Consider the following 25240-nt stretch of genomic DNA (forward strand, 5'->3'; position numbering starts at 1 on the left):
CCTCCGCCCTCACAGCCCTTCAGGCTCGGGTTCAAGCCCTGAGTGGCGACCCCAGCAGCATGATCAAAACAACGTGTTAATGATCTGCAAGCCCTTACGTCGTCGACCGGTCCGTCAACGCCGCCGGCGGCTCGTCGTCCATTTCGAAGGCCATCGGGAAGGGCGCGTGGCCGGCCAGGCGGAACCAGCGCACCTTGCGGTGCCGCCGCAGCGCCCGCGCGGCCCGTACGGCGTCGTTGTGGAAGCGGCGGGCCATCGGCACCCGGCGCACCGCCTCGGTCAGCTCCCGGGCCGCCGCCTCCCCGCCGGGCGCCTCACGCACCGCCTCGACCTGCTGCGCCTCCGCGAAGACGGCCCGCAGCGCCTGGCTCAGCTCGCTCTCGGCGACCTCCCGCTGCTCCTCCTCGGCCTGCCGGGCCGCGTGCGCGGCCTCGTAGAGGACGATCGACGCGGCCGGGTCGAGCACCCCCGAGGTGGCCAGCTCCTGCGTGACCGAGGCGCGCCGCAGCAGCTGCGCGTCGAGCGCGGCGCGCGCCGCGTCGATCCGGGCGTGCAGCCGGTCGAGCCGCCCCGCGGTCCAGCTCAGGTAGAGGCCGATCGCGACGAGGGCGACAAGGATCCAGATGAGGGTTGCGGTCACGGGCCGCAAGGCTACCGGGGCGCTCCGCCGGGCTTGTGGGGGCGGCCTGCCGTGGCCGTCGCCCGGGGCTGCCGCCCCCGGACCCCCGTTTCGCCTTGGACGGCCTCTTCCTCGATCGCCGGACGGGCCTGCTTCACTCCCGCGCCAGCCCCAGCCGCGCCCGCAGCCCCGTGGCCCGCTCGTCCGCCGCCACCGCTGCCGCGCCCGCCGTCACCGTTTCGTAGACGGACAGGATGTCCGCGCCGACCGTCGACCAGTCGAAGCGGCGCACATGGGCGCTTCCCCGGGAGCTCAGTTGGGCACGGCGGTCCGGGTCGTTCAGCAGGCGCACCGCGGCGTCGGCGAGGGCGTCGGCGTCCTCGTTGGCGAACAGCTCTCCGGCCGCTCCCTGGTCGAGGACCTGCGCGAAGGCGTCGAGGTCGGAGGCGAGGACCGGGGCGCCCGCCGACATGGCCTCCACGAGGATGATGCCGAAGCTCTCGCCGCCCGTGTTGGGCGCCACGTACACGTCGACGCTGCGCAGCAGGCGCGCCTTGTCCTCGTCGCTGATCATGCCGAGGAACTCCACCCGAGAGCGCAGGTCGGCGGGGAGTGTCTCGACCGCCTCCTCCTCGTCGCCCCGGCCGGCGACCAGCAGCCGCGTCTGCGGCCGGGCGGCCAGGATCTTCGGCAGGGCCTTCATGAGGACCGGCAGGCCTTTGCGCGGTTCGTCGATGCGCCCTATGAAACCGATCGTGTCCCCCTGCCACGCGGGCCTTGGCTCGGCCTTCGCGAAGAAGTCGACGTCCACGCCGTTCGGGATGACCACCGCGTCGCCGCCCAGGTGTTCGACGAGGGTGCGCCGCGCGTACTCGCTCACCGCGATCCGCGCGCTGATCTTCTCCAGGGCGGCCTGGAGGATCGCGTACGCGGCGATCATCGCCCGGGAGCGCGGGTTCGAGGTGTGGAAGGTCGCCACGATCGGGCCCTGTGCCGCCCAGCAGGCCAGCAGGCCGAGGGAGGGCGAGGTGGGCTCGTGGATGTGGATCACGTCGAACTCGCCGTCGTGCAGCCAGCGCCTGACCCGGGCCGCGCTCAGGAAGCCGAAGTTCAGGCGGGCCACCGAGCCGTTGTACGGCACCGGCACGGCCCGGCCGGCCGAGACGACGTAGGGCGGCAGCGGGGTGTCGTCGTCCGCGGGGGCGAGGACGGACACCTCGTGCCCGAGGCGGATGAAGTACTCGGCCAGATCGCGGATGTGGAACTGGACGCCGCCCGGCACGTCCCAGGAGTACGGGCAGACGATGCCGATCCTCACGGCGTGCCCTTCTCGGGGTCCTTGCTCGGGTCCAGGTCGGCGAGCCACAACCGCTGCAGCATGTGCCAGTCCTCCGGGTGTTCGGCGATCCCCGTGGCGAAGGCGTCGGCCAGCGCCTGTGTCATGACAGACGTCTTCTCGGACCGGCTACCTGACTGGGGTACCTCGATCGGGGGATGCACACGGCCCTGCATGACGGGCGAGTCGTCGTACCAGAGGGTCACCGGCAGCAGCAGCGCGCCCGTCTGCTGGGCGAGGAGGGCCGGCCCTGCGGGCATTCGGGCCCTCTCGCCGAAGAAGGTCACCTCGACGCCGGAGGCGGACAGGTCGCGGTCGGCGACCAGGCAGACCAGTCCGCCGTCGCGCAGCCGCCGGGCCAGGGTGCCGAACGCTGATCCGCCGCTGTGCGGCAGCACCTCCATGCCGAGGCCCTCGCGGTAGGCGACGAACCGGTCGTAGAGAGTCTCCGGCTTGAGCCGCTCGGCGACCGTGGTGAACGGGGTGCGCAGCTCGGTGGTGACCCAGGCGCCCGCCAGGTCCCAGTTGGCCAGGTGCGGCAGGGCGAGGATCACGCCCTTGCCGGCGGCGAGTCCGTCGGTCAGGAAGTGCAGGTCCTTGGCGTCGAAGCCGCTCTTTATGCGCTCGGGGCTCCACACGGGCAGCCGGAAGGACTCCATCCAGTAGCGCAGGTACGACCGCATGCCCGCCCGCGTCAGCTCGGCGAGCCGCTCCGGGGTGGCGTCGGGCACCACGCGCGCGTAGTTGCTCTCGAGCCGTCGTACGCCCTTGCCGCGCTGCTTCCAGGCGAGGTCGGCGATGGTCCGGCCGAGCCTGGTGGCCACGGGCTCGGGCAGCGTCCTGACCGTGCTCCAGCCGAGGCCGTACAGCCCGTCCGTGAGCCGATCCTGCAGGCTGGTCATGCCGCCGCCCCGCTCCTGTGTTCGACGCTCACTTGGTCGCCTCGCTGCCGTGCGAGGCGTTCTCGCCGTTCGGCACGGCCGCGGCGGCGTCCGCCTCGGCGGATTCCCGGCGCACGGTGACGACCCGCTGGACCAGCGTGACCAGGCTGCCCACGGCGACGATCCACAGCGCGATCGGCAGCAGCCACTGGATGCCGGGCACGCCGAACTTGTGCAGGCCCGCGAACCCGGCCGCGACCAGCGAGATCACCAGCCGCTCGGCACGCTCCACCAGCCCGTTGACCGCGACGGGCAGCCCGATCGACTCGCCACGGGCCTTGGTGTACGACACCACCTGGCCACTGGCCAGGCAGAAGATCGACACCGCGCACAGGACGTTGTCGTGGCCGTTGCCCGCGTACCACAGGGCAAAGCCCCCGAAGATCGCGCCGTCGGCGACCCGGTCGAGCGTGGAGTCCAGGAAGGCGCCCCAGCGGCTGGAGCGGCCCAGCTGGCGGGCCATGTTGCCGTCGACGAGGTCCGAGAAGACGAACAGCGTGATGACGACCGTGCCCCAGAAGAACTCGCCCCGCGGGTAGAAGACCAGTGCGCCCGCGACCACGCCGGCGGTGCCGATCAGCGTGACCGTGTCGGGGCTGACGCCCCGCCGAATCAGAAACGCGGCGAACGGTGTGAGAACACGCGTGAAGAAAGCACGCGCGTACTTGTTCAGCATGGCCTTCCCGACGGTCGGTGAGCCGCGCGGCCCCTGCTGGCCACCGGCGCGCCCAATCGTAGCCACGCGCGCGTGCGCGCGACGGCCGGGCACCCGACCCCGGTGTCACGACCTGATGGCGCCCGGGTCACGGATCGATCGTGCCCTGCGGAGCCCGGCCGGGAAACGGGATCACGTCGCTCGTATGGACGCATTGTGACGCGAGTGCAAAGCTCGAAAGAACCGCGGGCGTCACCGGAGCCGCCTCGCACGCGGGTCCGCATGTCCGCGCCCACAGTGACCTCACCGTGCACGGGAGGCAAGGCCATGGGCGACAAGGCGAACGTACACCCCGGAGCCGCCGGCAGGGCAACGGCGGCCGACCGGCCCGCGTCCGTACGGAATGTGGTGCTGGTCGGCCACAGCGGATCGGGCAAGACGACTCTGGTGGAGGCTCTCGCGCTGACGGCGGGAGCGGTGAACCGGGCGGGCCGTGTGGAGGACGGCGGCACCGTCTCCGACTACGACGAGATCGAGCACCGGCAGCAGCGCTCGGTGCAGCTCTCCCTGGTTCCCGTCGAATGGAACGGGATCAAGATCAACCTGCTGGACACTCCTGGATACGCCGACTTCGTCGGCGAGCTCCGGGCCGGTCTGCGGGCCGCGGACGCGGCCCTTTTCGTCGTCTCCGCCTCGGACGGTGTGGACGGCTCCACCCGCATGGTGTGGGAGGAGTGCGCGGCCGTCGGCATGCCGCGCGCGATCGTGATCACACACCTGGAGGCGGCCCGGGCCGACTTCGAGGAGATGACCCGCCGTTGCGCGGAGGCGTTCGGCGGGGACGACCCCGACGCCGTCCTGCCGCTGTACCTGCCGCTGCACGGCCCGCAGGGCCCCGACGGGCACGCGCCCGTGACCGGACTGATCGGGTTGCTCACGCAGAAGCTGTTCGACTACTCGAGCGGCGAGCGCAAGGAGTCCGAACCGGGTCAGGACCAACTGCCGGGGATCGAGGAGGCCCGCAACCGCCTCATCGAGGGGATCATCTCCGAGAGCGAGGACGAGACCCTCATGGACCGCTACCTCGGCGGTGAACAGGTCGACATCAAGACGCTGATCGAGGACCTGGAACGGGCCGTGGCACGCGGCAGCTTCTTCCCCGTCCTGGCCGCCGCCCCCGCCGCCGAGGGCGCCAGGCAGGGCCTCGGCACGGTGGAGCTGCTGGAGCTGATCACCGGCGGGTTCCCGACCCCGTTCGAGCACCCGATGCCGGGGGTCACCACCATCGACGGCAAGCCGCGCGAGCTGAAGGCCTGCGACACCGAGGGCCCGCTGGTCGCCGAGGTCGTCAAGACCGCCTCCGACCCCTACGTCGGCCGCCTGTCGCTGGTCCGCGTCTTCTCCGGCACCCTGCGCCCCGACCAGACGGTGCACGTCTCCGGACACGGCCTGGCCGACCGCGGCCACGAGGACCACGACGTCGACGAGAAGATCGGCGCCCTGGCCATGCCCTTCGGCAAGCAGCAGCGCCCGGTCACGCACGCCGTCGCGGGCGACCTGGTGTGCGTGGCCAAGCTCGGCCGTGCCGAGACCGGGGACACCCTCTCGGCCAAGGACGATCCGCTCCTGATGGAGCCCTGGCAGATGCCCGACCCGCTGCTGCCGCTCGCGATCCAGGCGCACAGCAAGGCCGACGAGGACAAACTCTCCCAGGGCCTGGCCCGGCTGGTCGCCGAGGACCCGACCATGCGGCTGGAGCAGAACCAGGACACCCATCAGGTGGTGCTGTGGTGCCTCGGCGAGGCGCACGCGGACGTCGCCCTGGAGCGGCTGCGCAGCCGGTACGGCGTCCAGGTCGACGTGGTCCCGCACAAGGTGTCCCTCCGGGAGACCTTCGCGGGCAGGTCCGGCGGCCGGGGCCGTCATGTGAAGCAGTCCGGTGGGCACGGCCAGTACGCGATCTGCGAGATCGAGGTCGAACCGCTGCCGGGCGGCTCGGGCATCGAGTTCGTGGACAAGGTGGTCGGCGGGGCCGTGCCCCGGCAGTTCATCCCGTCCGTCGAGAAGGGGGTGCGCGCCCAGGCCGCCAAGGGCGTGGCCGCCGGCTACCCGCTGGTCGACGTGCGGGTCACGCTGCTCGACGGCAAGGCGCACTCCGTGGACTCCTCGGACGCCGCCTTCCAGACGGCGGGCGCGCTCGCCCTGCGTGAGGCGGCCGCCGACGCCACCATCCATCTGCTGGAACCGGTGGCCGAGGTGTCGGTGCTGGTGGGCGACGAGTACGTGGGCGCGGTGATGAGCGACCTGTCCGCGCGGCGCGGTCGGCTGCTGGGCACCGAGCAGGTCACCGGCGGCCGGACCCTCGTCCGGGCCGAGGTGCCGGAGATCGAGATCGGCCGGTACGCGGTCGACCTGCGCTCCCTCTCGCACGGCACCGCACGCTTCAGCCGCTCCTACGCGCGGCACGAGCCGATGCCGCCGCAGTTGGCACAGAAGGTCCGTCAAGAGGCGCAGCAGGCCTCGTAGTTGAACTCTCGTTCCCGTTTCCATGCCTGGGGCGGGCGGCTTCCGGTCGTCCGCCCCCGCATGTCAGTGCCTGCGGATACGCTGATGTCCTGATCAATTCGATGCACGATGAGCACGATGACCTGTTCAACAGGTGTGCGGAGCAAGGAAGTCGGGAAAGGCCGCAGGAGCGGGTTCGGCGGCGAGGGGGCGGCAGTGACGGACGGATTCGATTTCAGCCCCGGGGCGCAGGTGCCCCTTTCGGGCTCCGCGGGCCAGACGGCGGCGACCTACGCCCTGGCCTCGGCGGCGTACCGGGAGGACGACGAGGTCACGAAGATCCTCCAGGCCGACAACGAGTGGCACACGTCGACCGTCAAGCCCCCGCGTCCGTGGGCGAGGATATTCCGCCCCAAGCTCGGTGAGGCGTACTCCCGGGCAGTGATCGACCGGATGCTGGGCGTCGGGCGCAAGCCCCTCATCCAGTCCTTCGGCACCGAGCCGCAGGTCGTCGTGGAGCACTGCCTGGCGGCCCACCGCATCCGCCGGGAACGCGACAACTGGCTGGCGGCGGTGACGGTGCTGTGCGGGGTGCTGTTCCTGCCGGGGCTCCTGGTGTGGCTGCTGGTGTTCCAGATCCGGACCACCCTCGGCAGGCGGACGGACCGGAGCGCCGGTGCGCTCGCCACGACCCTTCTGGTCGCTGTCGGCGCCCTCGCCGTGATCTTCCTGATCCGTATGCCGTTCTCCGGCTTCTGGGCGTGGTACGCGCGCGCTGCGGTCGTCATGCCGGTCGTCGGCTGGTTCTGGGCCAAGCAGATCTGCGAGCGGACGGCGAAGGACCTGCGTGAGCGCTGGGAAAGTCTGCTGGCCGGCGGCGGCCTGGGCGCCAAGATCCCCGAGGCGGTGCCCGGACACCCCGGCGACGCGGCCGAGCAACTGCGCAAGGAGCTCACCCGGCTGAGCGCCGAGCAGCGGTCCAACTCCGTCTTCTACGCCGGCCCCAAGGGCATTCTGGGCATGGGCACGCGCTGGGGCAGCTGGCAGTTGGCCGAGGACCTGGTCTCCGCCGAGCCGGGGAAGGACTTCCACCCCTTCCGCAGCTGGGACGTGATCACCGCCATCCAGGGCGACCTGGCGATGCTGGAGCGGACGTCGATCAACACCGGTGGCTTCCCGAAGCCCTCCATCACGCACTGGATCGTCACACCGATCGGGGAGAAGGCGACGGAGGTGTCGCGGCCGAGCGGCACCGACGTGGACGCGTACACGATCAAGACGCACGCGATACAGGACATCTGCAACAAGCAGCAGTTCGGCAGCGGCGACCGGCACTACCTCGGTGTCCAGTGGTCGCTGTGGGACGGCCAGTTGATCATCACCATGCTCATCACGGTGACGGTGCTGCACGACACCCTGCGGATCGAGGTCACCGGACACGCCCTGGGGCCCGTCAACTCCCTGTTCACCACGAAGCCTGAGCCCAAGGAGAAGGAGGTGGCGAAGACCGTCAAGTTCTGGGAGACCCGCAAGGTGAGGCTGCCGCTGGTCGACGCGGACGAGGTGGTGCGGCTGGCCGCGCGCGCCCCGCTCAGCTGGTATCCGCCGTTGCTGAACTGGCTCGGCGGCTCACTGACCCTCCCGGAGCCGTTCGGCCTGCGCCACGCCTGGGCGGACCAGCCGTGGCGTCACCGCTTCATGGCCGACGACGCGCTGCGCGCGGCCACGCCGGTACTGCGGGTGGTGCACGCGGCGGCGATACGGGTCCTGAGGGACCACGGGGTGGACGTGGAGGCGTTCGGGACGCGGTCGGCGTTCCTCAGCACGCAGGTGCAGGATCCCACGCCGAAGAAGGCGGACGTCTACGACGCGTAGTGCCGCCGGCGGTTTGGCGTTGCCGTTCCGGCCGATGGCGGTGCTGGGCCGTCGGCGCCGGTGGCGAGGGCTACCGCCCCCAGCACCGCCATCGGCCGGAACGGCCTCGTCCTCGATTACGCAGAGCCCGTAGGCCAGGCCTCCGCCAGCATCTTCCGGGTGTCCGCCAGCAGCTGCGGCAGCACCTTCGTGTGGCCGACCACCGGCATGAAGTTCGTGTCGCCGCCCCAGCGTGGCACGACGTGCTGGTGCAGGTGGGCGGCGATGCCCGCGCCGGCGACCGAGCCCTGGTTCATGCCGATGTTGAAACCATGGGCCCCGGAGGCCGTGCGCAGCGCCGTCATCGCCTGCTTGGTCAGCTCGGCGAGCTCCGCCGTCTCCGGCTCCGTGAGGTCGGTGTAGTCGGCGACGTGACGGTAGGGGACGACCATCAGGTGGCCGCCGTTGTACGGGTACAGGTTGAGCACCGCGTACACCTGCTCGCCCCGCTTGACGATCAGCCCGTCCTCGTCCGACTTGGCCGGGATGGAGCAGAACGGGCAGCCGTCGTCGGCCCCCGGACCGGTCGGCTTGTTCTCGCCCTGGATGTAGGCCATCCGGTGGGGCGTCCACAGGCGCTGGAACGCGTCCTGCGTCCCCACTCCGATCTGCTGCTCCGGCTCACTCGTCATGAGGTGCAGCATATGGCGTCGGTGCCGGGGCAGGGCAAAGGCCCCCGGATCGCCCGGGGGCCTTCGGACTCCTGACGGCCGTCAGACCTGCGCCCGCTCCTCGACGACCTTCACGATCTTCGCGATGGCCTCCTCGAACGGGATGCCGTTCTCCTGGGAGCCGTCCCGGTAGCGGAACGACACCGATCCGTGGGACATGTCCTCGTCGCCCGCGATGACCATGAAGGGCACCTTCTGCTTCTGGGCGTTGCGGATCTTCTTCTGCATGCGGTCGGAGGAGGAGTCGACCTCGACGCGCAGGCCCTTCTTCTTCGCGGCCGCGGCGAACTTCTCCAGGTACTCGACGTGCGCGTCGCCGATCGGGATGCCGATCGCCTGGACCGGGGCCAGCCACGCCGGGAAAGCGCCCGCGTAGTGCTCGAGCAGCACCGCGAAGAACCGCTCGATGGAGCCGAAGAGCGCGCGGTGGATCATGACCGGGCGCTGCTTGGAGCCGTCGGCGGCCGTGTACTCCAGGTCGAAGCGCTCCGGCAGGTTGAAGTCCAGCTGGACCGTCGACATCTGCCAGGTCCGGCCGATGGCGTCCTTGGCCTGCACGGAGATCTTCGGGCCGTAGAAGGCCGCGCCGCCCGGGTCGGGCACCAGCGGCAGGCCCTGCTTCTCGGCGACCTGGCGCAGGGTCTCGGTGGCCTCCTCCCAGGCCTCGTCGGAGCCGACGAACTTCTCCGGGTCCTTGGTGGACAGCTCCAGGTAGAAGTCGGTCAGGCCGTAGTCGCGCAGCAGGTTGAGCACGAAGGTGAGGGTCTTGTCGAGCTCCTCGGCCATCTGCTCACGCGTGCAGTAGATGTGCGCGTCGTCCTGGGTGAAGCCGCGGGCGCGGGTCAGGCCGTGCACGACGCCCGACTTCTCGTACCGGTACACGGTCCCGAACTCGAACAGGCGCAGCGGCAGTTCGCGGTAGGAGCGGCCGCGCGCGTCGAAGATCAGGTTGTGCATCGGGCAGTTCATGGGCTTGAGGTAGTAGTCCACGCCCTCGTCGAGCTGCATGGGCGGGTACATGCCGTCGGCGTACCAGTCCAGGTGGCCCGAGGTCTCGAAGAGCTTCCCCTTGGTCGCGTGCGGGGTGTAGACGAACTCGTAGCCCTCCTCCTCGTGACGGCGGCGCGAGTAGTCCTCCATCACGCGGCGGACGATGCCGCCCTTGGGGTGGAAGACGGCGAGGCCGGAACCGATCTGCTCGGGGATCGAGAACAGGTCCAGTTCGGCGCCGAGTTTGCGGTGGTCCCGCTTCTCGGCCTCGGCGAGGAAGTCCAGGTACGCCTTCAGTTCGTCCTTGGACGGCCAGGCGGTGCCGTAGATGCGCTGCAGCATCGGGTTCTTCTCGCTGCCGCGCCAGTAGGCGGCCGCGTTGCGCATCAGCTTGAACGCCGGGATGAGGCGGGTGGAGGGCAGGTGGGGACCGCGGCAGAGGTCCTTCCAGCACAGCTCGCCGGTCTTGGCGTCCAGGTTGTCGTAGATCGTCAGCTCGCCGGCGCCGACCTCGACGTCCGCGCCGTCCTCGGAGGAGGCGGAGCCCTTGAGACCGATCAGCTCCAGCTTGTACGGCTCGTTCGCCAGCTCCTCGCGGGCGGCCTCGTCGGTGACGACGCGGCGGGAGAAGCGCTGGCCGCGCTTCTGGATCTCCTGCATCTTCTTCTCGATGGCCTTGAGATCCTCGGGCGTGAACGGCTTGTCGACGTCGAAGTCGTAGTAGAAGCCGTCCTTGACCGGCGGGCCGATGCCCAGCTTCGCCTCGGGGAAGATCTCCTGCACGGCCTGGGCCATCACGTGCGCGGTGGAGTGGCGCAGGATGTTCAGGCCGTCCTCGGAGGAGATCTCGACACCCTCGACGGTCTCGCCGTCCTTCACCTCGTAGGCGAGGTCCTTCAGCTCACCGCCCACGCGTGCGGCGATGATCGAGCGCTCGCCGGCGAAGAGGTCGGCGGCCGTAGTGCCCGTCGTCACCACGCGCTCTTCCCGCTCGGAATCGCGTTGGATGATCACACGGACGTCTGACACCGGACTCTCCTGACTGCTGGTGGATGCGGCGCCATACCTGGAGCGCGCGCATGACTGGGATCGTACCGACCCACGGCCGCCCACCGCGAAACGGTTCCGGTGCCCCGAGGGGCTCAGTCCCCGCCGCACACCTCCTCGAAGAAGGTCGTGATCTCCGCGGTCTCCTGGAGTGACTTCATCAGCCGGTCCCGCTCCGCCTCGTCGACCTGCACCGGTGCCACCCCGGACGCGGCCGCGAGGCGGCGGAAGCCACCGCGGCTCTCCAGCCGCCCGTGCACCCTGATCGGCAGTCCGACGAGGTGGGCGTGGCCCGCGATGCGGTACGACTCCTCGTCGAGGGTCATCCGTACGTGCGGCACCTCGGCCCCGGCGAGGACCCGCAGCCGTACGGTGCCCTCGCCGCGCGGGCCGGAACGGCGAAGGCGGACGACGGCCCCGGTGATCCGCACCGGTACGGACGGCTCCTCGCGCAGATAGCGGGCGCCGGCCTCGCGCAGGGCGGGCAGGTCTCCCGGGGAGAACTCGACCGGCTCGACGGGCGTCCCACCGCCCTCGGGGACACCGGCGGCGGGCGCCCACTCGACGGCGATCCGGGCGCCTTCGGAGCCGCGCACGAGGGCGACCAGCGCCTGTGTCAGCTCATGACTGACCCCGGCCTCGACGGCGCTGTCGAACGCGTCCATGCCGCCGGTCGCCCGCTGGTAGTCGACGGCCTCGCGGGCGGCGTACAGCGCCTGGTGGAGGCGTACGGCGAGCGGCCGGCCGGTGGCGACGGGGACGAAGGCGGTGAGCCTCCGGCCGCCGGTGGCGGCACCGATCAGGACCTGCTCCAGCGACGCGGCGGCGGGCCTGCGGTGCCGGGCGCCGTGGTAGCCGGCCCGGGCGCGGGTGGCGAGCGCGGCCGCCAGCAGCATCTGGCGGGCGGCGGTGCGCAGCTGGTCCTCGACGTCCCAGGGAGCGGCACCCACGGGTCCCGCCGGCACATCACGCCACCAGTGGATCTCGTCGCTGGGCACGGTGAGACCGAGCAGCACGTCGCGGGCGGAGGGCGAGCCGCTGCGGGTGAGGGCGAGCAGAGCCTCGCCGATCAGGTCGTCGCAGTCGGGGAAGGCGCGGCTCTCCGGCACCAGCAGGCTCGTTCCCGTGCCGCCGGGGCCTGGTGGGGTCCACCGGCCGTAGTGTCCGGGGGCTCCGCCGCGGCGTTGCCAGCCGTGGCGGTGCAGCAGGGCGCCGAGCACGGCGGGGTCGACCTGGTCGGGAGCGGGCGGCCGGTTCCACAGCGGCTCGGCCGGGTGCGGCCGGACGGTGCGGGACTGATCGTCGAGGGGACGGTGTGTCACGGTCTGCCTCCCGTTCCGACCCGGGTCATGATCTCGCACAGGGCGCGGTCGTCGAAGATGCGCGAGGTCGGGACGCGCACGGTGGTGCGGTGCCGGCCCGTGATCGGGTGTCCGGCGAGGTTGGTCCAGTAGCAGCAGTGCCGCAGGTCGAGGCGGTCGTGGCCGGCCCGCAGCCACTGCTCCTGGGACCGGGGGACGATCATCACGACCAGGATCTTGTGCACGGACACCGGGGTGCGGGCGAGCTTGCGCAGGTGCTCGTTGTCGAGCGTGAAGGAGAAGGTGCGGCCCGGGGGGTTCGGGGGGATCTGGTACGTGGCCTTGAGCTGCACCTTGATGGTGACCTCGTCGTCGACGGTGTGTCCGGGCGCGCTGTGGCTGACGTGCCAGTCGATGCCGTTGTCCGGGAAGGGCTGGGACAGCGAGCAGCCGGCCGCGGCGGCGACCGCGTGCAGATAACCGACCTGCAGTGTCTCCATGCAGGCGGTGGTGGCGAGTGTGCCGCGAAGCGGTGCCGTCCGCTCCGGCAGCAGCCCGCCCCGCTCGGGCTGCGCTATCGCCATGACCAACAGCCTTCCAGGCGTCGTGAATCCCCGCTCGAGTCCCCTGAACTGCAAAGACTCGTACTCCTGTTGTGTCCTTCCGGCGTACGGTGCAAACGGCCCGGGTATCACCAAACGGGCAGAAGACGGTACGTCAGCTGCTACGGGTGAACGAGGAGTTGAGTAGGCATGACGTTCTGGTACGAGGGCCCGCTCGCCGCGTTCGACACGGAGACCACCGGCGTGGATGTCGAGACCGACCGGATCGTGTCGGCCGCCGTCGTCGTCCAGGACGCTCCGGGGGGCCGGCCGCGGGTGAGCCGCTGGCTGGTGAACCCGGGGGTGCCGGTGCCCGCGGAGGCGACGGCCGTGCACGGGCTGACGGAGGAGCACCTGCAGCGCAACGGCCGCTGGCCGTCGCCGGTGATGGAGGAGATAGCCAGGGAGCTGGGCGAACAGGCGGTGCGGGGCCGGCCGCTGGTGGTGATGAACGCGCCGTTCGATCTGACGCTGCTGGACCGGGAGTTGCGGCGGCACAGGGCGTCCTCGCTGGAGCGCTGGTTCGCGTCGGCACCTCTGCGCGTGCTCGACCCGCGCGTGCTCGACAAACACCTGGACCGCTACCGCAAGGGCCGCCGCACCCTCACCGATCTGTGCGCGCACTACGGGGTGCCCTTGGAGGGGGCGCACGACGCGGCGGCGGACGCACTGGCCGCGATGGAGGTCGTACGGGCCCTGGGGCGTCGTTTCTCGGCCCGGCTGGAGCGCCTCTCCCCCGCCGAGCTGCACACGCTGCAGGCGACGTGGCACGCGGCACAGGCACGCGGGCTGCAGGCATGGTTCGCCCGGAACGGCACGGAGGAGCCGGTCGACACCGCCTGGCCGCTGCGCCCCGAGCTTCCGGCAGCCGCCTGAGCGCACGAAAAAACCGGTCCGTCGTGGACGGACCGGCCTTCTCCGGGTGGGCGATACTGGGTTCGAACCAGTGGCCTCTTCGGTGTGAACGAAGCGCTCTCCCACTGAGCTAATCGCCCGGGAACGCACTGAACAATACAGGCCCCGGCGGGGTTCCTTCAAACCGCTTCCAGGTACGTCCGTAGTCCGCGCCGCCCGGCCCGCATCATCAGCCGGTGGTTCGCGCGGAAGACCGGCCGCCCCGGCACGGCGAACCTCCTGAGCAGCGGCTTGTTCACGCGAACCGCCTGGTCGTAGCGGGCGAGGGTGCCGGAGCCGGCCGCGGTGACCGTCCAGCGGGCCCAGCCGTCGACGTCACCGGACAGCGCGACCTCAAGGATCCCGGCTGCCGGGTCGCGCCGCACCTCACGCACGGTGAAGGTCAGGTCGTACGGCAGCAGGGAGCGGACCCGGACCACGCCGGTCGTGTCGTCGATCCGGGTCACCTCCCGCACCTGGCGCCACCACCGCGGGTACTCCTCGGGCCGCTCCAGCACCGCGTACACGGCGGCGGGCGGCGCGGGCAGGGCCCACAGGCTGCGGAAGCGGTAACGGGTCCGGTCCATGCCCGGAGTCTTCCCGGGTCCGCCCCCGGTATCTGAGTACGGGTACTCATGCCGTGCGGACGTGACGGGCGCCACACTGACGGGTGCGAGCGCCGCCGCCCGTGCGGCGGCGCTCCCCCACCGGCCGGCTACGACGGCATCCTGTCCCCGAGCAGCGCCAGGTTCTCGATGGCCGCCAGGCCGTAGAGCCCGGTGTCGTTGCTGGACACCCAGGCGGCCTCGCTGCCCGGGACCAGCGTGACCGGGCCGCTCAGCGGTGCCGTCTTCCACGGCGAGGACTCGGTGTAACCGTCTGAGGCGTAGAACTTCGTCCACGCGCGCCTGGCGAGCGTCGCGTCGCCGGTCTGGACGGCGGCGTACGCGTCGAGGCGCGAGTGACCCTGAAAGAGCAGCAGCGTGCCGAAGTCGGAGCCGTAGCAGGCCTTCCGCGGTGTCGTTGCTGGACACCCAGGCGGCCTCGCTGCCCGGGACCAGCGTGACCGGGCCGCTCAGCGGTGCCGTCTTCCACGGCGAGGACTCGGTGTAACCGTCTGAGGCGTAGAACTTCGTCCACGCGCGCCTGGCGAGCGTCGCGTCGCCGGTCTGGACGGCGGCGTACGCGTCGAGGCGCGAGTGACCCTGAAAGAGCAGCAGCGTGCCGAAGTCGGAGCCGTAGCGGGCCTTCCGCTCGGCCTTGGTGGCCCCGTGCCCGGCCGAGAGGGACGACTTGGGCCGGTCCTGGGCGACAATCTTCGGGTCGGTGACGATCCCGGCCTTCACCCGGTTGTATCCGTCCTGCCACCACTCCGTCAGATCGGCCTTGTCGAAACCGAGTCCGTCCTTGGTGTAGAACGCCTTGCCGTTCTGGCGGAGGTAGAGGTCGTACAGGTACATGATGCTGAAGTAGCCCGTGTCCCCGGGACCTTGGTCTTGTCGTGGATCGACTTCAGGGCCTTGAAGTACTCGTCCCAGCTCCAGCCCGTCGCCGGCTCGACGCCGGCCTTCCGGAAGACCTTCTTGTCGATGACGAGCGCCATGGTGTTGGAGCCGACGGGAATCCCGAGCTGCTTGCCGTCGACCTCGCCTACCTTGGTGACACCGGCACGGAAGTTGCTCAGGCTGATATTGCCCGCGTCGATCTGTGACCCGAGGTCGAGAAGGACGCCTCTCCTGTCGTACTTCCGAAGGAATGTGACGGCGTTCTGGAAAACATCCGGGGGATTTCCGCCGGACGCCTGCGTCTGGAACTTCTCCCAGAAAGACTGGTAGTCCTGGAAGTCTGTTTTGACCTTGATCTTCGGATACTTCTTCTCGAAGAGCTTGATGGTTTCGTTGATCTTCTTCGCCCGCTCGTCGGCGCGCCACCACGAGTAACGGATCGTCACCGTTCCGTCCGCGGAAGTGCCGCCGTCGCCGCCGCAGCCCGTCGCCGCCGCAGCCCGTCGTCGCTTCCAGCCCGAGGGTGGCCATCGAGGCTCCCGCCGCCTTCAGGATCGTGCGCCTTTCAACATTCCCGGTTCCCACAGTCGGGCCCCTCCCCGCAGCGACGCCGCCGCTCGTGAATCGTTTCAAGTAAGCGCTTGCTGGCACAAGATACGGAGGCCCTCCGGGCTCGTCAATGATTCGGCAGGATTTGGTGAGAGCGCGTCGGGCGCCACCGGGCAGCGAAGCGGGACGAGTTGGGGCCGTTGACGAGAAGCACGCAGGCCGCGAGGGCCGACGCCGCCCAGGTCGGCCGGTGCCGGCGCGCCGACCCGGCGGGCCGGGGCGCCGGGCTGCCGGGCCGCGGCGCCGGGCTGCCGGGGTACCGTAATGCAGGGAGGGCGGGAGCTGGATGCCGGGTTCGGCCGTGCGCGCGGGGCGGACGGACGTCCGGCTCACCAGGCAGGGACGGACGTCCGGCTCACCAGGCAGGGACGGACGTCCGGTTGACCGGGCCAAGACAGCCCGCAACGGACGCGCAGAAGTGCCGGCGAGGAGCGGAGGACCCGCACAGGGTCAGGCGTGGAGGGCGGCAGGCGGGACGGGGTGCGGGTGGCGAAGCCCCCGCCCGCGAGGCGCAGCCGAGCAGAAAACGACAAGAGCGGAGCGGCTCGCGTGTTCTGCGAGCACACTCCGCCCTCGGCCTTGTGGGCGATACTGGGATCGAACCAGTGACCTCTTCGGTGTGAACGAAGCGCTCTCCCGCTGAGCTAATCGCCCGGGCGCAGGAAGAACATTACCGCATGTCAGGGGATGCCTCCGACCGAGGGCTGGTCACTCCTCCCTGATGTTCCAGGGCATCGCCAGGCCGAACTTCCAGACGTACACCCCGGCCAGCGCGGCCACGATCGCCACGCCCGCGGTCGTCAGGAGGAGGTTGCGGCGCCGCACCCTGGGATCGAGTGCACGCTGTGTCGCCTCCGTGACCTTCCGTTTCGTCCAGCGCAGGACCAGCTGGGCCCAGACGAACTCGGTCGCCCAGATCGCCATGCCGGCGAAGATCACCAGCCAGCCGGGGCCGGGCAGCGGAAGCATGACCACGCCACCCGCGACCACGGCGAGGCCGATCACGAAAACGCCCACCTGCCAGCTGAGGTGCAGCACCCTTCGGGCCTTGACGAATTCCGGCGCCCTCGAACCGAGCGGCCGCTCGGTCTTCGGCTCCTCGGCGGCCACGGCGGCCTCACCCCGCTCGTCACTCCCCGTATTCATACAGTCAAACCTACCCGAGAGAAACCAGTCACCGGAATGGCCGCATCGCACGAACGATGTCTCGGCCGGAAGAGCTACGTAAAGAGAGGCAAAACACTCAGAGGGGTTTACAACGGCACCGTAGGTGGCATGTCGATTTCGCCGACGTGCGAATCCCCGAGCGCACACTGAGCGAAAGGCCTTGGCGCTTATGAACACCACGGTCAGCTGCGAGCTGCACCTGCGCCTCGTTGTGTCGAGCGAGTCCTCACTGCCTGTACCCGCGGGACTGCGGTATGACACGGCCGATCCCTACGCCGTGCACGCCACCTTCCACACCGGAGCCGAGGAGACCGTCGAGTGGGTGTTCGCCCGCGACCTCCTCGCGGAGGGCCTGCATCGGCCCACAGGGACCGGCGACGTCCGCGTCTGGCCGTCGCGCAGCCACGGTCAGGGCGTCGTCTGCATCGCCCTGAGCTCCCCGGAGGGCGAGGCCCTGCTCGAGGCCCCGGCACGGGCACTGGAGTCGTTCCTGAAGCGGACCGATGCGGCCGTGCCGCCCGGTACGGAGCATCGCCATTTCGATCTCGACACCGAGCTCTCCCACATCCTGGCCGAGAGCTAGCGCAGGACAGCCACGCCACCCGGCGCCGTCCACTCGGGGAGACGGCTCGGGCAAGGACAACCGCATACGGCACACCCGGGCGCCGTCACCGCGAGCCCTCGCGGAGGGGGCGCCTCGGCCTTTTACGCCGGGTGATCACTCGCCCGCACTGCGTGAGGTGTCCGAAGGCGAGCCCGCGGCGGCCCTCTCGGGGCGGGAAGCCGCTAGGCTCGGCCAGCATCGGCGGGCGTCCGCCCGACCTCCAGGCCAGGGAGCGACACGTGCTGATCACCCATGACACCCGGTGCGCGCTCGATCTCGTGGTGGACCTCGTGAACACCACACCGGAGGGCGACGAGCCGGACGGGCTCCCGGATGTCGCCGCCCTCGACGACTTCGCGCGCAGACACGCCGTGAGCGATCTCGGTGTCCTGTCGGAGTTCGACCTGTCGGCGGTACGCAAGATCCGCGGGCGGTTCGCCGCGGTCTTCGCTGCGACGGACGCCCGGACCGCGGCAGGCCTCATCAACGAGCTGGTCGCGGCGGCGGGCACCACGCCCCGGCTGACCGACCACGACGGCTATGACTGGCACGTGCACTACTTCGCCCCCGGCGCCTCCCTGGCCGACCACATCGCCGCGGACGGCGGGATGGCGCTGGCGTTCTTCGTGGTGGCCGGAGAGCAGGAGCGGCTGCGCCGCTGCGAGGCGCCCGACTGCCGGCGCGCCTTCGTGGACCTCTCCCGCAACCGCTCACGGCGCTACTGCGACAGCCGTACCTGCGGGAACCGCCTGCACGTGGCCGCCTACCGGGCGCGCCGCAAGGAGGCGGCCGGCTGAGCGATCCCCTGTCCGGACATCGGCAGCGGACGGTCGGGACCGGCCGCCGGTGGCTGGAGAAGGGCGACCGGAGACACTGAGGAACCGGACGCGCCCAGATGTCACCCTCCGTGACAGGCGAAGGCGCTCTCTGCGTCGCTCACCCGGTGGGCTGACGGAGCCCGCGGCGGGTGGCGCCAGGGGCTCCGCATACGGCTCACAGCAGCAGCAGATCGTGCAGCGATGCCATGAGCAGCAGACAGCCGATCACCGCAAGAAAGATCATCAGCGGTGGCTGGGAAAGCGCGAAGAGACAACCCCGACGCTCCTCGGGAGGAGCGGCGGTGTCGCTCTGGGTTCTGTCCAGCATCTCGCGGTGATGATGGCGCAGCCCGCACCCGCCCGGCGATCAACACGCACGGGATGACGATGTGTTCGCCAATTCCGCGAGGTGCGGAACGAAGATGATCTAGGCGTGCTCACCCTTGATCGCCAAGGCGCCGTGACCCGACCGCTCCGCTGCTTCCATCCGGTCGGCACCGGGCGAAGGCGTCATATTCCGTGCTTCTTCAGGATGGCCTCGATATCGCTGAAGTCGTCCGTGGGCGCGGCCGCCCGGGGCTCCGCCGCGGGACGGACCGCCGGAGGCCCTCCGGTGCCGAGCGCCGGCGTGGAGGACGAGGGAGCCACCGCCTCCCGCCGCGCGGCACGCGCCGCCCTGCGCTCCTTGCGGGTGCCGCCGCGCCTGCGTTCCACGGCCCGGGTGGTCGCGAACAGCAGCCAGGCGACCCCGAGCACGCCGAAACCCGCCCATGCCGTCGGGCTGAACGCGGTGTCGGCCAGCCAGCCCACCACTCCCGTCATCACCAGACCGATGGGCACGAGCGCGTACGCGGCGAGACGGGCCGCCGCGAGAAAGCGTTTGCGGAAGGCCGTGACCGCGGCGATGCCGAGGCCGGCCGCGGAGACGGCGGAACAGACAGTCTCGGCAATCATCCGGTCCTCCAGGCGGACATCGGTCGGGCGTGGGAGGGTTCGTCCCTTCCATCCTGCACCGCCCCACGCCCCGCGGGCCACGGTCCGGACACACCTCAGGGACATCTTGGGGACATCTCGGGGTCGGCTCCTCCCCAGGGTGCGCACCCGTCTCCACCCCTGACCTGACCGGCGCTCGGCACCCTCCATCCCTGGGTGCGGAGATCGCGTTTGGGGGCCGTCGCGGGTGCTGGGAGACTGTGACCATGAGTGACTCCTCCCCAGCCCGCGTCGCCGCCCCCGTCCTCGACGTCTGGTGCGAACTCCAGTGCCCCGACTGTCGTACCGCCCTCGATGATCTGCGCGCGCTGCGCGACCGCTACGGCGACCGGCTGGAGCTGCGGCTTCGGCACTTCCCGCTGGAGAAGCACCGGCACGCCTTCGCCGCGGCGCAGGCCGCCGAGGAGGCGCTGGCACAGGGGCGGGGCTGGCCGTACGTGGAGGCCGTGCTCGGCCGGGTCGAGGAGCTGGACCGCGAGGGAGAGGCGATCCTCATCGAGGTGGCCCGTGAACTCGGGCTGGACGCCGAGGAGTTCGACACGGCTCTGATCGACGGCCGGCACATCCTGATCGTCGACGCCGACCAGGCCGAGGGCAAGGCCATCGGCGTGACCGGGACTCCGACCTATGTGATCGGCGGCGAGCGTCTCGACGGTGGCAAGAGCCAGGAGGGGCTGCGCGAGCGGATCGAGGAGATCGCGGACCGGCTGCTGGCCGAGCAGGGGGCCTGACCCGGCCAGGTCCTACAGCAGGGTTTTGTACAGGGCGTACTGCGTCGTCCGGTAGCCGAGCGACTCGTAGAGGCGCTCGGCCGGGGTGTTGCCCGCGAACACGTTCAGTCCGAGGACCCGCAGGCCGGCGGTGAGCGCCTGGGCCTCCGCCAGCAGCATCAGCGTGCGGCCGTGGCCCCGCCCGCGGTGGGCGGCGTCCGCCTCCACGTCGAAGACGAACGCCTTGTCCTCGCGCACCGCCAGCCACAGGGTGCCCACACGCGTGCCCTCGTGCTCCAGCACGCTGAACGTCATGCCCTCGCTGCGCAAGCCCTGCGGCAGGAGCTGCTCGTGGTCGCGTCGTGCCTTGGCGTGCGCCGCGGCCTCGGATACGCCCCGCTCGATCCACGTGCGGGCGTACTGCTCGCGTTGGTACTCCTGCCAGGCCGCGAACTCCGCCTCCGTCATGGGGCGTGCGCGGCTGCCGGCGGGCAGCGGGGGCGGGGTGTCGCCGAGCCGCTTCTCCATGCCGCGGTTGCGCAGGACGTAACCGAGCGCCTCGGTGAGCCGCAGTGCCGCCCGGGCGTCAGCGGGGACCATGACCTCGATCTGCCGGCAGCCCCAGCCGCGCGCCACCTCCTCCGCGGCGAGTGCGGCCACGGTGCCCCGGCCGCGCCGGCGGTCGGGCTCCTCGATGCGCAGGTCGATGATGCGGGCCACCGAGTCGCCGAAGGACGGCGAGGTGCCGAGGTGTATCGCACCGACGGGACGGCTGTTCACACACACCTCGTAACGACGCGAGCGCGTCCCGTCGGCGTGGTGCTGAAGCGGCTCGGTCGGCCGCAGGGTCGTGGTCATCACGGGTGTTCTACCCGAGGCGGCGACCCACGTCAGCCGGATTTTCCCGGGCTCACGGATCCAGGTCGTTCCCGGACCGCTCGTCGAAGATCCGCATGGCCTTCGCGGTCACCGGACCGGGCGCCCCCGCGAGTTCCCGGCTGTCGACCCGGTGCACGGCCTGCACGTCCCGCAGCGTGGAGGTGAGGAAGATCTCGTCCGCGTGTTCGAGGACGTCCAGCGGCAGATCGGTCTCCTTGGCGCCGGTCCACTCCACGGTCAGGGCGCGCGTGATGCCGGCGAGACAACCGGAGGCGAGCGGCGGGGTGTGGATCTCCCCGTCGAGCACGACGAAGACGTTCGACCCGGTGCCCTCGCAGAGCCGCCCGGCCGTGTTCCCGAACAGGGCCTCGGTGGCGTCCTGCCCGGTCGCCCGGGCGAGCGCGACGACGTTCTCGGCGTACGAGGTGGTCTTGAGGCCGGTCAGGGCGCCGTGCTCGTTACGGGTCCAGGGCACCGTGATCACGGCCGTGGAGTCGGGGCGCCGCGTGGTCGCGCCGAGGGCGACGACGAGGGTGGGGCCCTGGTCGCCGCGGTCGGAGCCGAGCGGGCCGTGGCCGCCGGTGTACGTGATGCGCAGGCGCCCGAGCGGCATGGGATTGGCCTCGAGGACGGCGGCGCAGGCACGGCGGACCTCGTCGAGGTCCGGGTCCGGAAGGCCGAGGCCGCGGGCGGAGCGGGTGAGCCGGTCGAGGTGGCGGGTCAGTGCGAACGCCCGGCCCTCGACGGCCTTGACGGTCTCGAAGACGCCGTCGCCGACGGTCAGTCCGTGGTCGAAGACGGAGACACGGGCGGACTCGATGTCCTGCAGCCCACCGTCGAGCCAGAGCTTCACTGGTCTTTACCTCGCAAGATCGTGGCGGAAGCGTCGTGCGACGCGTCGTCCGGCCCGTGGCCGCGCCGCCGGGCCCCGGACGTGTGCCGCGCATGAAGGGTCATTCCGGACCCAGGTCCTGAACGTCCCGGTACTCCCCCGACGCTACCGCGAGCAGCCGGGCGGCCTTCAGCTCGGTCTCGCGCCATTCGCCCTCCGGGTCGGAGTCCCAGGTGATGCCGGCACCCGCGCCGAACCGCAGGACGGCCGGGCCGTCGGCGCCCCGGTCGATCCAGAAGGTGCGGATGCCGACGGCCAGCTCGCCCACGCCCCGGTCGGCGTCGACCCAGCCGATGCCACCGCAGTAGGGGCCGCGGGGCGCGGTCTCCAGGGCGTCGATGATCCGCAACGCGCTCGACTTGGGGGCGCCGGTGATCGAACCGGCCGGGAAGGCGGCGGCGAGCAGCTCCGGCCAGCCGGCGTCCGGGCGCAGCTCGCCGCGGACGGTGGAGACGAGGTGCACGAGGCCGGGGTGCTTCTCGACGGCGCACAGGTCGGGCACGGTGACGCTGCCGGTGACGCAGACGCGGCCGAGGTCGTTGCGGACCAGGTCCACGATCATCACGTTCTCCGCGTAGTCCTTCTCCAGCAGCTCCGCCTCGGTGCGGGCGGTGCCCTTGATCGGGCCGGACTCGACGGTGCGGCCGGCGCGGCGCAGGAACAGTTCGGGGGAGGCGGTGGCTATCTCCACGCCGTGCTCCGGCAGGCGGATCGTTCCCGCGTAGGGGGCGGGGTTGCCGCGGGCCAGCACGGCGGTCAGGGCGTCCACGTCGGCGCCCGGGTCGACCGGCGCGGACAGCACACGGCAGAGGTTGACCTGGTAGACCTCCCCGGTGGCGATGTGCTCCCGGATCCGGCGCACGCCCGCCGTGTACGCGTCGCGGTCGAGGGAGGACGTCCAGTCACCGGCCTCGGGCCCCCGCCAACCGCCGGGGACGGGCGCGGGTACCGGCTCCTTCCGTACGTCCGCGAAGCGGGCGCAGGTCAGACGCCCCTCGTAGTCCGCGCAGACGGCCCAGAAGCCGGTGGAGTCGAGGGCGGCCGGGTCACCCGTGACATCGAGGAGACCGGTGGCGACGCGGTCGCCGAAGCGGGCGAGAGGAGGCAGGTCGGACACGCTGCCGAGTCTAGGGCGGGTGTCCTGCGGGTGGCCCGGGAGTGTCCTGCCGGGTGCCCCGGCCGTGCCCCTGACCAGGTGCAGCGCAGCACGCTGCGCAAACGCGTTTTTGTACTGGCCCGGGAATCCGCTAGAGTTCAACACGTCGCCGGGACGCGCAGGCGGACCGACAAACGACAAGCGGACGTAGCTCAGTTGGTAGAGCGCAACCTTGCCAAGGTTGAGGTCGCGAGTTCGAGCCTCGTCGTCCGCTCGTAGGAAGCAGGGGATCTTCCCGACCCCCGCACTCCTGGTGGAGTGGCCGAGAGGCGAGGCAACGGCCTGCAAAGCCGTCTACACGGGTTCAAATCCCGTCTCCACCTCCAAGGACGATTAGCTCAGCGGGAGAGCGCTTCCCTGACACGGAAGAGGTCACTGGTTCAATCCCAGTATCGTCCACTGGATCTTCGGATCCCTCGCGCGATTAGCTCAGCGGGAGAGCGCTTCCCTGACACGGAAGAGGTCACTGGTTCAATCCCAGTATCGCGCACGCAGTGCCCGTGATCTTCGGATCGCGGTCCCGAGGACGATTAGCTCAGCGGGAGAGCGCTTCCCTGACACGGAAGAGGTCACTGGTTCAATCCCAGTATCGTCCACGCATCGAAGCCCCCGGCCGAGCGGCCGGGGGCTTCTTCGTGGGCTCAGCTGGAGAACAGCATGTGGCCGAAGCTCTTGTGGCGGTGGTGGCCGTAGTGGCCGTGGCCCCCGTGATGGCCCTCGTGGTGGCCGCCGTGCGGGGCACCCCAGGCGGGAGCGGCCGGGTACGCCGGCGGGGGCGGCGGGGCGGGCTGCGCCCACTGGGCCTCCAGGCGGGTGAGCGCTTCCAGCTCCCCGTAGTCGAGGAAGATGCCGCGGCAGCCGCTGCACTGCTCGATCTGGACGCCGTTGCGGTTGTAGGTGTGCATCGGCGCGTGACACTTCGGACACTGCATGCTCGGCTCAACTCCTCGCCGGTCGGTGGGGCTTCGCCGGACAGAGACTCGGCGCGGACCCGGTCGGTTGCACGCCGCGGCGCGGGTCACTGCGCCAACTGCGGCGAAATCCGGGCCATTCGGGCGCAGGCGTCGACCACGGCCTGTTCCACCTCGTCCAAGGCGCGGCCCGCGGCGACGGACTTGACGACGGCCCGGGCGGCCGTCTGCACGGTGAGTGCGCGGGCGGGAACGTCCAGGGCGGGCCAGGGGTCGCCGGTGGCGGGCACCCCCGGCCCACCCGCCCGGCGGTACGCGGCGAGGAACCGGGCCCACTCGTCCGGGGGAAGCAGACCACAGCCGTACCAGGCGGCCGGGCGGGCCAGGTCCCAGGCGGGTTCGCCGAGACCCAGGTCGTCCACGTCGATGAGGAGCCAGGGGCCGGTGTCCGCGGGGTGACGTACGAGCTGGCCGAGGTGGAGGTCGCCGTGGCAGAGACTGCGCGCGGAGGGCATGGGCGCCTCGGCCCGGGCCCAGGCGGGCAGGGCGGCCCAGGCGGCGAGGACGCTCGCGGCAGCCGGATGAGGGCGGACAGCGTGGAGGCGCTGGACGGCACGGGCGGCCTTCAGGGGGCCGCGCATGGCTGGGAGCCCGGTGGGGGCGGGCGCCTGGTGCAGCCGGGCGAGAAGGGTGGCGGCGGCCTCCCAGGGGGCGGCGTCCGGAGTGTCGGGATCCACGGCGGTGCCGTACGGCCAGAAGGTCACCGAGCGGCCGTGGAGGTCGGCGGGTGTGGAGCGCAGGGGCGCCAGGAAGATCTCGGGGAGGTCGGCGGCGATCCCGAGACGGAGGGAGAACTCCCCGAGGTCCGTACCCGGGGCATGCGCCTTGGCGACCGTGTCACCGTGCCGCACCACCGTGCCGTCCTCCCGCTCGGCCAGCACGGCGTCCGGATGATGCCCACAGCCTCCTCCCCGAGGATGAGCCGCACGCCGGACCTCGGCGGTCAGGGCAGGCAGTATGTCGGCGGTCACGGGTCTCCCTGGGCAGCACGGCACTCGCCCCGAGCGTACGCACCACACCGGAGCCTTGGTCCTTCCCCAAGACCACAGCGACCACCAGGTGAGGAACCGCGACGGCGAGAACCAGGTCCGCGAAAGCGGCGCCGGTCCAGGCGCAAAAAAACGCCCGCGCAGCTCCCCAGCTGCGCGGGCGTCGGTGCCGTCCGTCGGACCCCCGTCCCCACGGGGTTGCATGGGTGGATGTCCCCGCCCGGACCGCTCTTCCGGGCCTGGGGCGCCGCTCAGCGCCCCAGCATCACGCCCACGGACGACGCTTGTGTGACCACTGCATCCCAGCCGCCGAAGGCGTACACGAGCAGGGCCGCCAGGGGAAGGACCATCGCGGTCGCCACCAGGGGGTGGCGGCGGCCCGGGCGGGGGGTGCCGAACGCGGTGTACGCCCTGCGCCCCTGCGTACGGATCAGTGTCCGCGGTGCCGTGTGGGCCATGGTCCCTCTCCTGA

24 protein-coding genes, 7 tRNA genes and 3 pseudogenes are annotated in these 25240 nt (G+C 71.1%); 11 read left to right on the forward strand and 23 right to left on the reverse strand.

Going from position 1 to position 25240, the window contains the following annotated elements; genetic code table 11:
* Window positions 1-94 precede the first annotated feature (94 nt).
* The 4 genes and pseudogenes from ACFYZJ_RS22725 to pgsA all read right to left on the reverse strand — a co-directional run bounded on the left by ACFYZJ_RS22725 (window position 95) and on the right by pgsA (window position 3628).
* The gene (locus ACFYZJ_RS22725) at window positions 95-640 is read right to left on the reverse strand and encodes a hypothetical protein (RefSeq protein ID WP_388570784.1); all 546 of its coding nucleotides are present in this window, start codon (window positions 638-640) and stop codon (window positions 95-97) included.
* A gap of 133 nt (window positions 641-773) precedes the next feature.
* Window positions 774-1937 (reverse strand): glycosyltransferase family 4 protein, encoded by a 1164-nt coding sequence (locus tag ACFYZJ_RS22730; RefSeq protein ID WP_388570786.1) that lies wholly within the window; start codon window positions 1935-1937, stop codon window positions 774-776.
* Window positions 1934-2857 carry a phosphatidylinositol mannoside acyltransferase gene (locus tag ACFYZJ_RS22735; protein ID WP_388570788.1) on the reverse strand — a complete coding sequence of 308 codons (924 nt, stop codon included), beginning with the start codon at window positions 2855-2857 and terminating at the stop codon, window positions 1934-1936. The genes ACFYZJ_RS22730 and ACFYZJ_RS22735 overlap by 4 nt, the downstream gene beginning before the upstream one ends.
* 28 nt (window positions 2858-2885) lie before the next feature.
* Window positions 2886-3628: pseudogene (gene pgsA, locus ACFYZJ_RS22740) on the reverse strand (phosphatidylinositol phosphate synthase).
* A 250-nt stretch (window positions 3629-3878) separates the two neighbouring features.
* Between pgsA and ACFYZJ_RS22745 the strand changes: the two are divergent.
* Both ACFYZJ_RS22745 and ACFYZJ_RS22750 read left to right on the forward strand, forming a co-directional pair.
* Window positions 3879-6077 (forward strand): elongation factor G-like protein EF-G2, encoded by a 2199-nt coding sequence (locus ACFYZJ_RS22745; protein WP_388570790.1) that lies wholly within the window; start codon window positions 3879-3881, stop codon window positions 6075-6077.
* A 195-nt stretch (window positions 6078-6272) separates the two neighbouring features.
* Window positions 6273-7931: a hypothetical protein gene (locus ACFYZJ_RS22750; RefSeq protein ID WP_388570791.1), complete on the forward strand. Its 1659-nt coding sequence runs from the start codon at window positions 6273-6275 to the stop codon at window positions 7929-7931.
* Window positions 7932-8047: 116 nt separating this feature from the next.
* Here ACFYZJ_RS22750 and ACFYZJ_RS22755 read toward each other — a convergent pair whose 3' ends face one another.
* The 4 genes from ACFYZJ_RS22755 to ACFYZJ_RS22770 form a co-directional block, all read right to left on the reverse strand.
* Window positions 8048-8614 carry an HIT domain-containing protein gene (locus tag ACFYZJ_RS22755; RefSeq protein ID WP_103842611.1) on the reverse strand — a complete coding sequence of 189 codons (567 nt, stop codon included), beginning with the start codon at window positions 8612-8614 and terminating at the stop codon, window positions 8048-8050.
* A gap of 69 nt (window positions 8615-8683) precedes the next feature.
* Window positions 8684-10660 (reverse strand): threonine--tRNA ligase, encoded by a 1977-nt coding sequence (gene thrS, locus ACFYZJ_RS22760; RefSeq protein ID WP_388570793.1) that lies wholly within the window; start codon window positions 10658-10660, stop codon window positions 8684-8686.
* Window positions 10661-10773: 113 nt separating this feature from the next.
* Complete coding sequence (locus ACFYZJ_RS22765) at window positions 10774-12000, reverse strand: hypothetical protein (RefSeq protein WP_388570795.1); 1227 nt, start codon at window positions 11998-12000, stop codon at window positions 10774-10776.
* Window positions 11997-12563 carry a DUF4365 domain-containing protein gene (locus ACFYZJ_RS22770; protein ID WP_388570797.1) on the reverse strand — a complete coding sequence of 189 codons (567 nt, stop codon included), beginning with the start codon at window positions 12561-12563 and terminating at the stop codon, window positions 11997-11999. The genes ACFYZJ_RS22765 and ACFYZJ_RS22770 overlap by 4 nt, the downstream gene beginning before the upstream one ends.
* Before the next feature lie 168 nt (window positions 12564-12731).
* On the opposite strand from ACFYZJ_RS22770, the gene ACFYZJ_RS22775 reads away from it, so the two are divergent.
* On the forward strand, window positions 12732-13457 hold the full coding sequence (locus ACFYZJ_RS22775) for a 3'-5' exonuclease (protein ID WP_388570798.1): 726 nt from the start codon (window positions 12732-12734) through the stop codon (window positions 13455-13457).
* Between the two features lie 47 nt (window positions 13458-13504).
* On the opposite strand, the gene ACFYZJ_RS22780 is transcribed toward ACFYZJ_RS22775, so the two are convergent.
* From ACFYZJ_RS22780 to ACFYZJ_RS22810, 7 genes and pseudogenes are all read right to left on the reverse strand, one after another.
* Window positions 13505-13576 (reverse strand) — tRNA-Val (locus ACFYZJ_RS22780).
* A gap of 39 nt (window positions 13577-13615) precedes the next feature.
* Window positions 13616-14062, reverse strand: coding sequence for an SRPBCC family protein (locus ACFYZJ_RS22785; protein ID WP_388571206.1), 447 nt, complete (start codon window positions 14060-14062; stop codon window positions 13616-13618).
* Between the two features lie 128 nt (window positions 14063-14190).
* Window positions 14191-14484 (reverse strand): annotated as a pseudogene (locus ACFYZJ_RS22790) (Tat pathway signal sequence domain protein); the annotation flags it as partial.
* Window positions 14485-14545: 61 nt separating this feature from the next.
* A pseudogene (locus ACFYZJ_RS22795) lies at window positions 14546-14935 on the reverse strand (hypothetical protein); the annotation flags it as partial.
* On the reverse strand, window positions 14851-15426 hold the full coding sequence (locus ACFYZJ_RS22800; protein ID WP_388570800.1) for an ABC transporter substrate-binding protein: 576 nt from the start codon (window positions 15424-15426) through the stop codon (window positions 14851-14853). The pseudogene ACFYZJ_RS22795 and the gene ACFYZJ_RS22800, both read right to left, overlap by 85 nt.
* 745 nt (window positions 15427-16171) lie before the next feature.
* Window positions 16172-16243, reverse strand: a tRNA-Val gene (locus ACFYZJ_RS22805).
* A gap of 54 nt (window positions 16244-16297) precedes the next feature.
* The gene (locus tag ACFYZJ_RS22810) at window positions 16298-16735 is read right to left on the reverse strand and encodes a TIGR02611 family protein (RefSeq protein WP_388570802.1); all 438 of its coding nucleotides are present in this window, start codon (window positions 16733-16735) and stop codon (window positions 16298-16300) included.
* Between the two features lie 190 nt (window positions 16736-16925).
* Between ACFYZJ_RS22810 and ACFYZJ_RS22815 the strand changes: the two genes are divergently transcribed.
* Together ACFYZJ_RS22815 and ACFYZJ_RS22820 are read left to right on the forward strand one after the other, a co-directional pair.
* Complete coding sequence (locus tag ACFYZJ_RS22815) at window positions 16926-17339, forward strand: SsgA family sporulation/cell division regulator (RefSeq protein ID WP_003959770.1); 414 nt, start codon at window positions 16926-16928, stop codon at window positions 17337-17339.
* Window positions 17340-17599: 260 nt separating this feature from the next.
* Complete coding sequence (locus tag ACFYZJ_RS22820; RefSeq protein WP_388570803.1) at window positions 17600-18157, forward strand: CGNR zinc finger domain-containing protein; 558 nt, start codon at window positions 17600-17602, stop codon at window positions 18155-18157.
* Window positions 18158-18353: 196 nt separating this feature from the next.
* On the opposite strand, the gene ACFYZJ_RS22825 is transcribed toward ACFYZJ_RS22820, so the two are convergent.
* Together ACFYZJ_RS22825 and ACFYZJ_RS22830 are read right to left on the reverse strand one after the other, a co-directional pair.
* Window positions 18354-18506, reverse strand: a complete 153-nt coding sequence (locus ACFYZJ_RS22825) for a hypothetical protein (RefSeq protein WP_177198606.1) — start codon at window positions 18504-18506, stop codon at window positions 18354-18356.
* A gap of 182 nt (window positions 18507-18688) precedes the next feature.
* The gene (locus ACFYZJ_RS22830; RefSeq protein ID WP_388570805.1) at window positions 18689-19132 is read right to left on the reverse strand and encodes a hypothetical protein; all 444 of its coding nucleotides are present in this window, start codon (window positions 19130-19132) and stop codon (window positions 18689-18691) included.
* Between the two features lie 245 nt (window positions 19133-19377).
* On the opposite strand from ACFYZJ_RS22830, the gene ACFYZJ_RS22835 reads away from it, so the two are divergent.
* Entirely contained in the window at window positions 19378-19902 is a 525-nt protein-coding gene (locus tag ACFYZJ_RS22835; protein WP_388570806.1) for a DsbA family protein, read from the forward strand.
* 12 nt (window positions 19903-19914) lie between these two features.
* On the opposite strand, the gene ACFYZJ_RS22840 is transcribed toward ACFYZJ_RS22835, so the two are convergent.
* The 3 genes from ACFYZJ_RS22840 to ACFYZJ_RS22850 form a co-directional block, all read right to left on the reverse strand.
* A complete protein-coding gene (locus tag ACFYZJ_RS22840) occupies window positions 19915-20739 on the reverse strand; it encodes a GNAT family N-acetyltransferase (RefSeq protein WP_388570809.1) in 825 nt (274 codons plus the stop codon).
* Window positions 20740-20791: 52 nt separating this feature from the next.
* On the reverse strand, window positions 20792-21613 hold the full coding sequence (locus ACFYZJ_RS22845) for an aminotransferase class IV (RefSeq protein ID WP_388570811.1): 822 nt from the start codon (window positions 21611-21613) through the stop codon (window positions 20792-20794).
* A 100-nt stretch (window positions 21614-21713) separates the two neighbouring features.
* The gene (locus ACFYZJ_RS22850; RefSeq protein WP_388570812.1) at window positions 21714-22769 is read right to left on the reverse strand and encodes a chorismate-binding protein; all 1056 of its coding nucleotides are present in this window, start codon (window positions 22767-22769) and stop codon (window positions 21714-21716) included.
* A 180-nt stretch (window positions 22770-22949) separates the two neighbouring features.
* On the opposite strand from ACFYZJ_RS22850, the gene ACFYZJ_RS22855 reads away from it, so the two are divergent.
* The 5 genes from ACFYZJ_RS22855 (at window position 22950) to ACFYZJ_RS22875 (ending at window position 23404) form a co-directional block, all read left to right on the forward strand.
* Window positions 22950-23022 (forward strand) — tRNA-Gly (locus ACFYZJ_RS22855).
* A 38-nt stretch (window positions 23023-23060) separates the two neighbouring features.
* Window positions 23061-23134: transfer RNA gene (locus ACFYZJ_RS22860), tRNA-Cys, on the forward strand.
* Between the two features lies 1 nt (window position 23135).
* A tRNA-Val gene (locus ACFYZJ_RS22865) sits at window positions 23136-23207 on the forward strand.
* 19 nt (window positions 23208-23226) lie between these two features.
* Window positions 23227-23298 (forward strand) — tRNA-Val (locus tag ACFYZJ_RS22870).
* Window positions 23299-23332: 34 nt separating this feature from the next.
* A tRNA-Val gene (locus tag ACFYZJ_RS22875) sits at window positions 23333-23404 on the forward strand.
* A 45-nt stretch (window positions 23405-23449) separates the two neighbouring features.
* On the opposite strand, the gene ACFYZJ_RS22880 is transcribed toward ACFYZJ_RS22875, so the two are convergent.
* The 3 genes from ACFYZJ_RS22880 to ACFYZJ_RS22890 form a co-directional block, all read right to left on the reverse strand.
* Window positions 23450-23740: a zf-TFIIB domain-containing protein gene (locus ACFYZJ_RS22880; protein WP_388570814.1), complete on the reverse strand. Its 291-nt coding sequence runs from the start codon at window positions 23738-23740 to the stop codon at window positions 23450-23452.
* A gap of 86 nt (window positions 23741-23826) precedes the next feature.
* Window positions 23827-24750: a phosphotransferase family protein gene (locus tag ACFYZJ_RS22885; protein WP_388570816.1), complete on the reverse strand. Its 924-nt coding sequence runs from the start codon at window positions 24748-24750 to the stop codon at window positions 23827-23829.
* A gap of 269 nt (window positions 24751-25019) precedes the next feature.
* Window positions 25020-25226: a hypothetical protein gene (locus tag ACFYZJ_RS22890; RefSeq protein WP_388570818.1), complete on the reverse strand. Its 207-nt coding sequence runs from the start codon at window positions 25224-25226 to the stop codon at window positions 25020-25022.
* Window positions 25227-25240 lie beyond the last annotated feature (14 nt).

The sequence above is a fragment of the Streptomyces sp. NPDC001848 genome (assembly GCF_042891915.1).
GTDB lineage: Bacteria > Actinomycetota > Actinomycetes > Streptomycetales > Streptomycetaceae > Streptomyces.

Bases quoted from the DNA above. Each gene is read 5' to 3' on its own strand.
- ACFYZJ_RS22735 (WP_388570788.1), bottom strand. From the start codon at position 2,857: ATGACCAGCCTGCAGGATCGGCTCACGGACGGGCTGTACGGCCTCGGC.
- ACFYZJ_RS22745 (WP_388570790.1), top strand. From the start codon at position 3,879: ATGGGCGACAAGGCGAACGTACACCCCGGAGCCGCCGGCAGGGCAACG.
- ACFYZJ_RS22755 (WP_103842611.1), bottom strand. From the start codon at position 8,614: ATGCTGCACCTCATGACGAGTGAGCCGGAGCAGCAGATCGGAGTGGGG.
- ACFYZJ_RS22770 (WP_388570797.1), bottom strand. From the start codon at position 12,563: ATGGCGATAGCGCAGCCCGAGCGGGGCGGGCTGCTGCCGGAGCGGACG.
- ACFYZJ_RS22775 (WP_388570798.1), top strand. From the start codon at position 12,732: ATGACGTTCTGGTACGAGGGCCCGCTCGCCGCGTTCGACACGGAGACC.
- ACFYZJ_RS22785 (WP_388571206.1), bottom strand. From the start codon at position 14,062: ATGGACCGGACCCGTTACCGCTTCCGCAGCCTGTGGGCCCTGCCCGCG.
- ACFYZJ_RS22810 (WP_388570802.1), bottom strand. From the start codon at position 16,735: ATGAATACGGGGAGTGACGAGCGGGGTGAGGCCGCCGTGGCCGCCGAG.
- ACFYZJ_RS22815 (WP_003959770.1), top strand. From the start codon at position 16,926: ATGAACACCACGGTCAGCTGCGAGCTGCACCTGCGCCTCGTTGTGTCG.
- ACFYZJ_RS22825 (WP_177198606.1), bottom strand. From the start codon at position 18,506: ATGCTGGACAGAACCCAGAGCGACACCGCCGCTCCTCCCGAGGAGCGT.
- ACFYZJ_RS22830 (WP_388570805.1), bottom strand. From the start codon at position 19,132: ATGATTGCCGAGACTGTCTGTTCCGCCGTCTCCGCGGCCGGCCTCGGC.
- ACFYZJ_RS22835 (WP_388570806.1), top strand. From the start codon at position 19,378: ATGAGTGACTCCTCCCCAGCCCGCGTCGCCGCCCCCGTCCTCGACGTC.
- ACFYZJ_RS22840 (WP_388570809.1), bottom strand. From the start codon at position 20,739: ATGACCACGACCCTGCGGCCGACCGAGCCGCTTCAGCACCACGCCGAC.
- ACFYZJ_RS22880 (WP_388570814.1), bottom strand. From the start codon at position 23,740: ATGCAGTGTCCGAAGTGTCACGCGCCGATGCACACCTACAACCGCAAC.
- ACFYZJ_RS22890 (WP_388570818.1), bottom strand. From the start codon at position 25,226: ATGGCCCACACGGCACCGCGGACACTGATCCGTACGCAGGGGCGCAGG.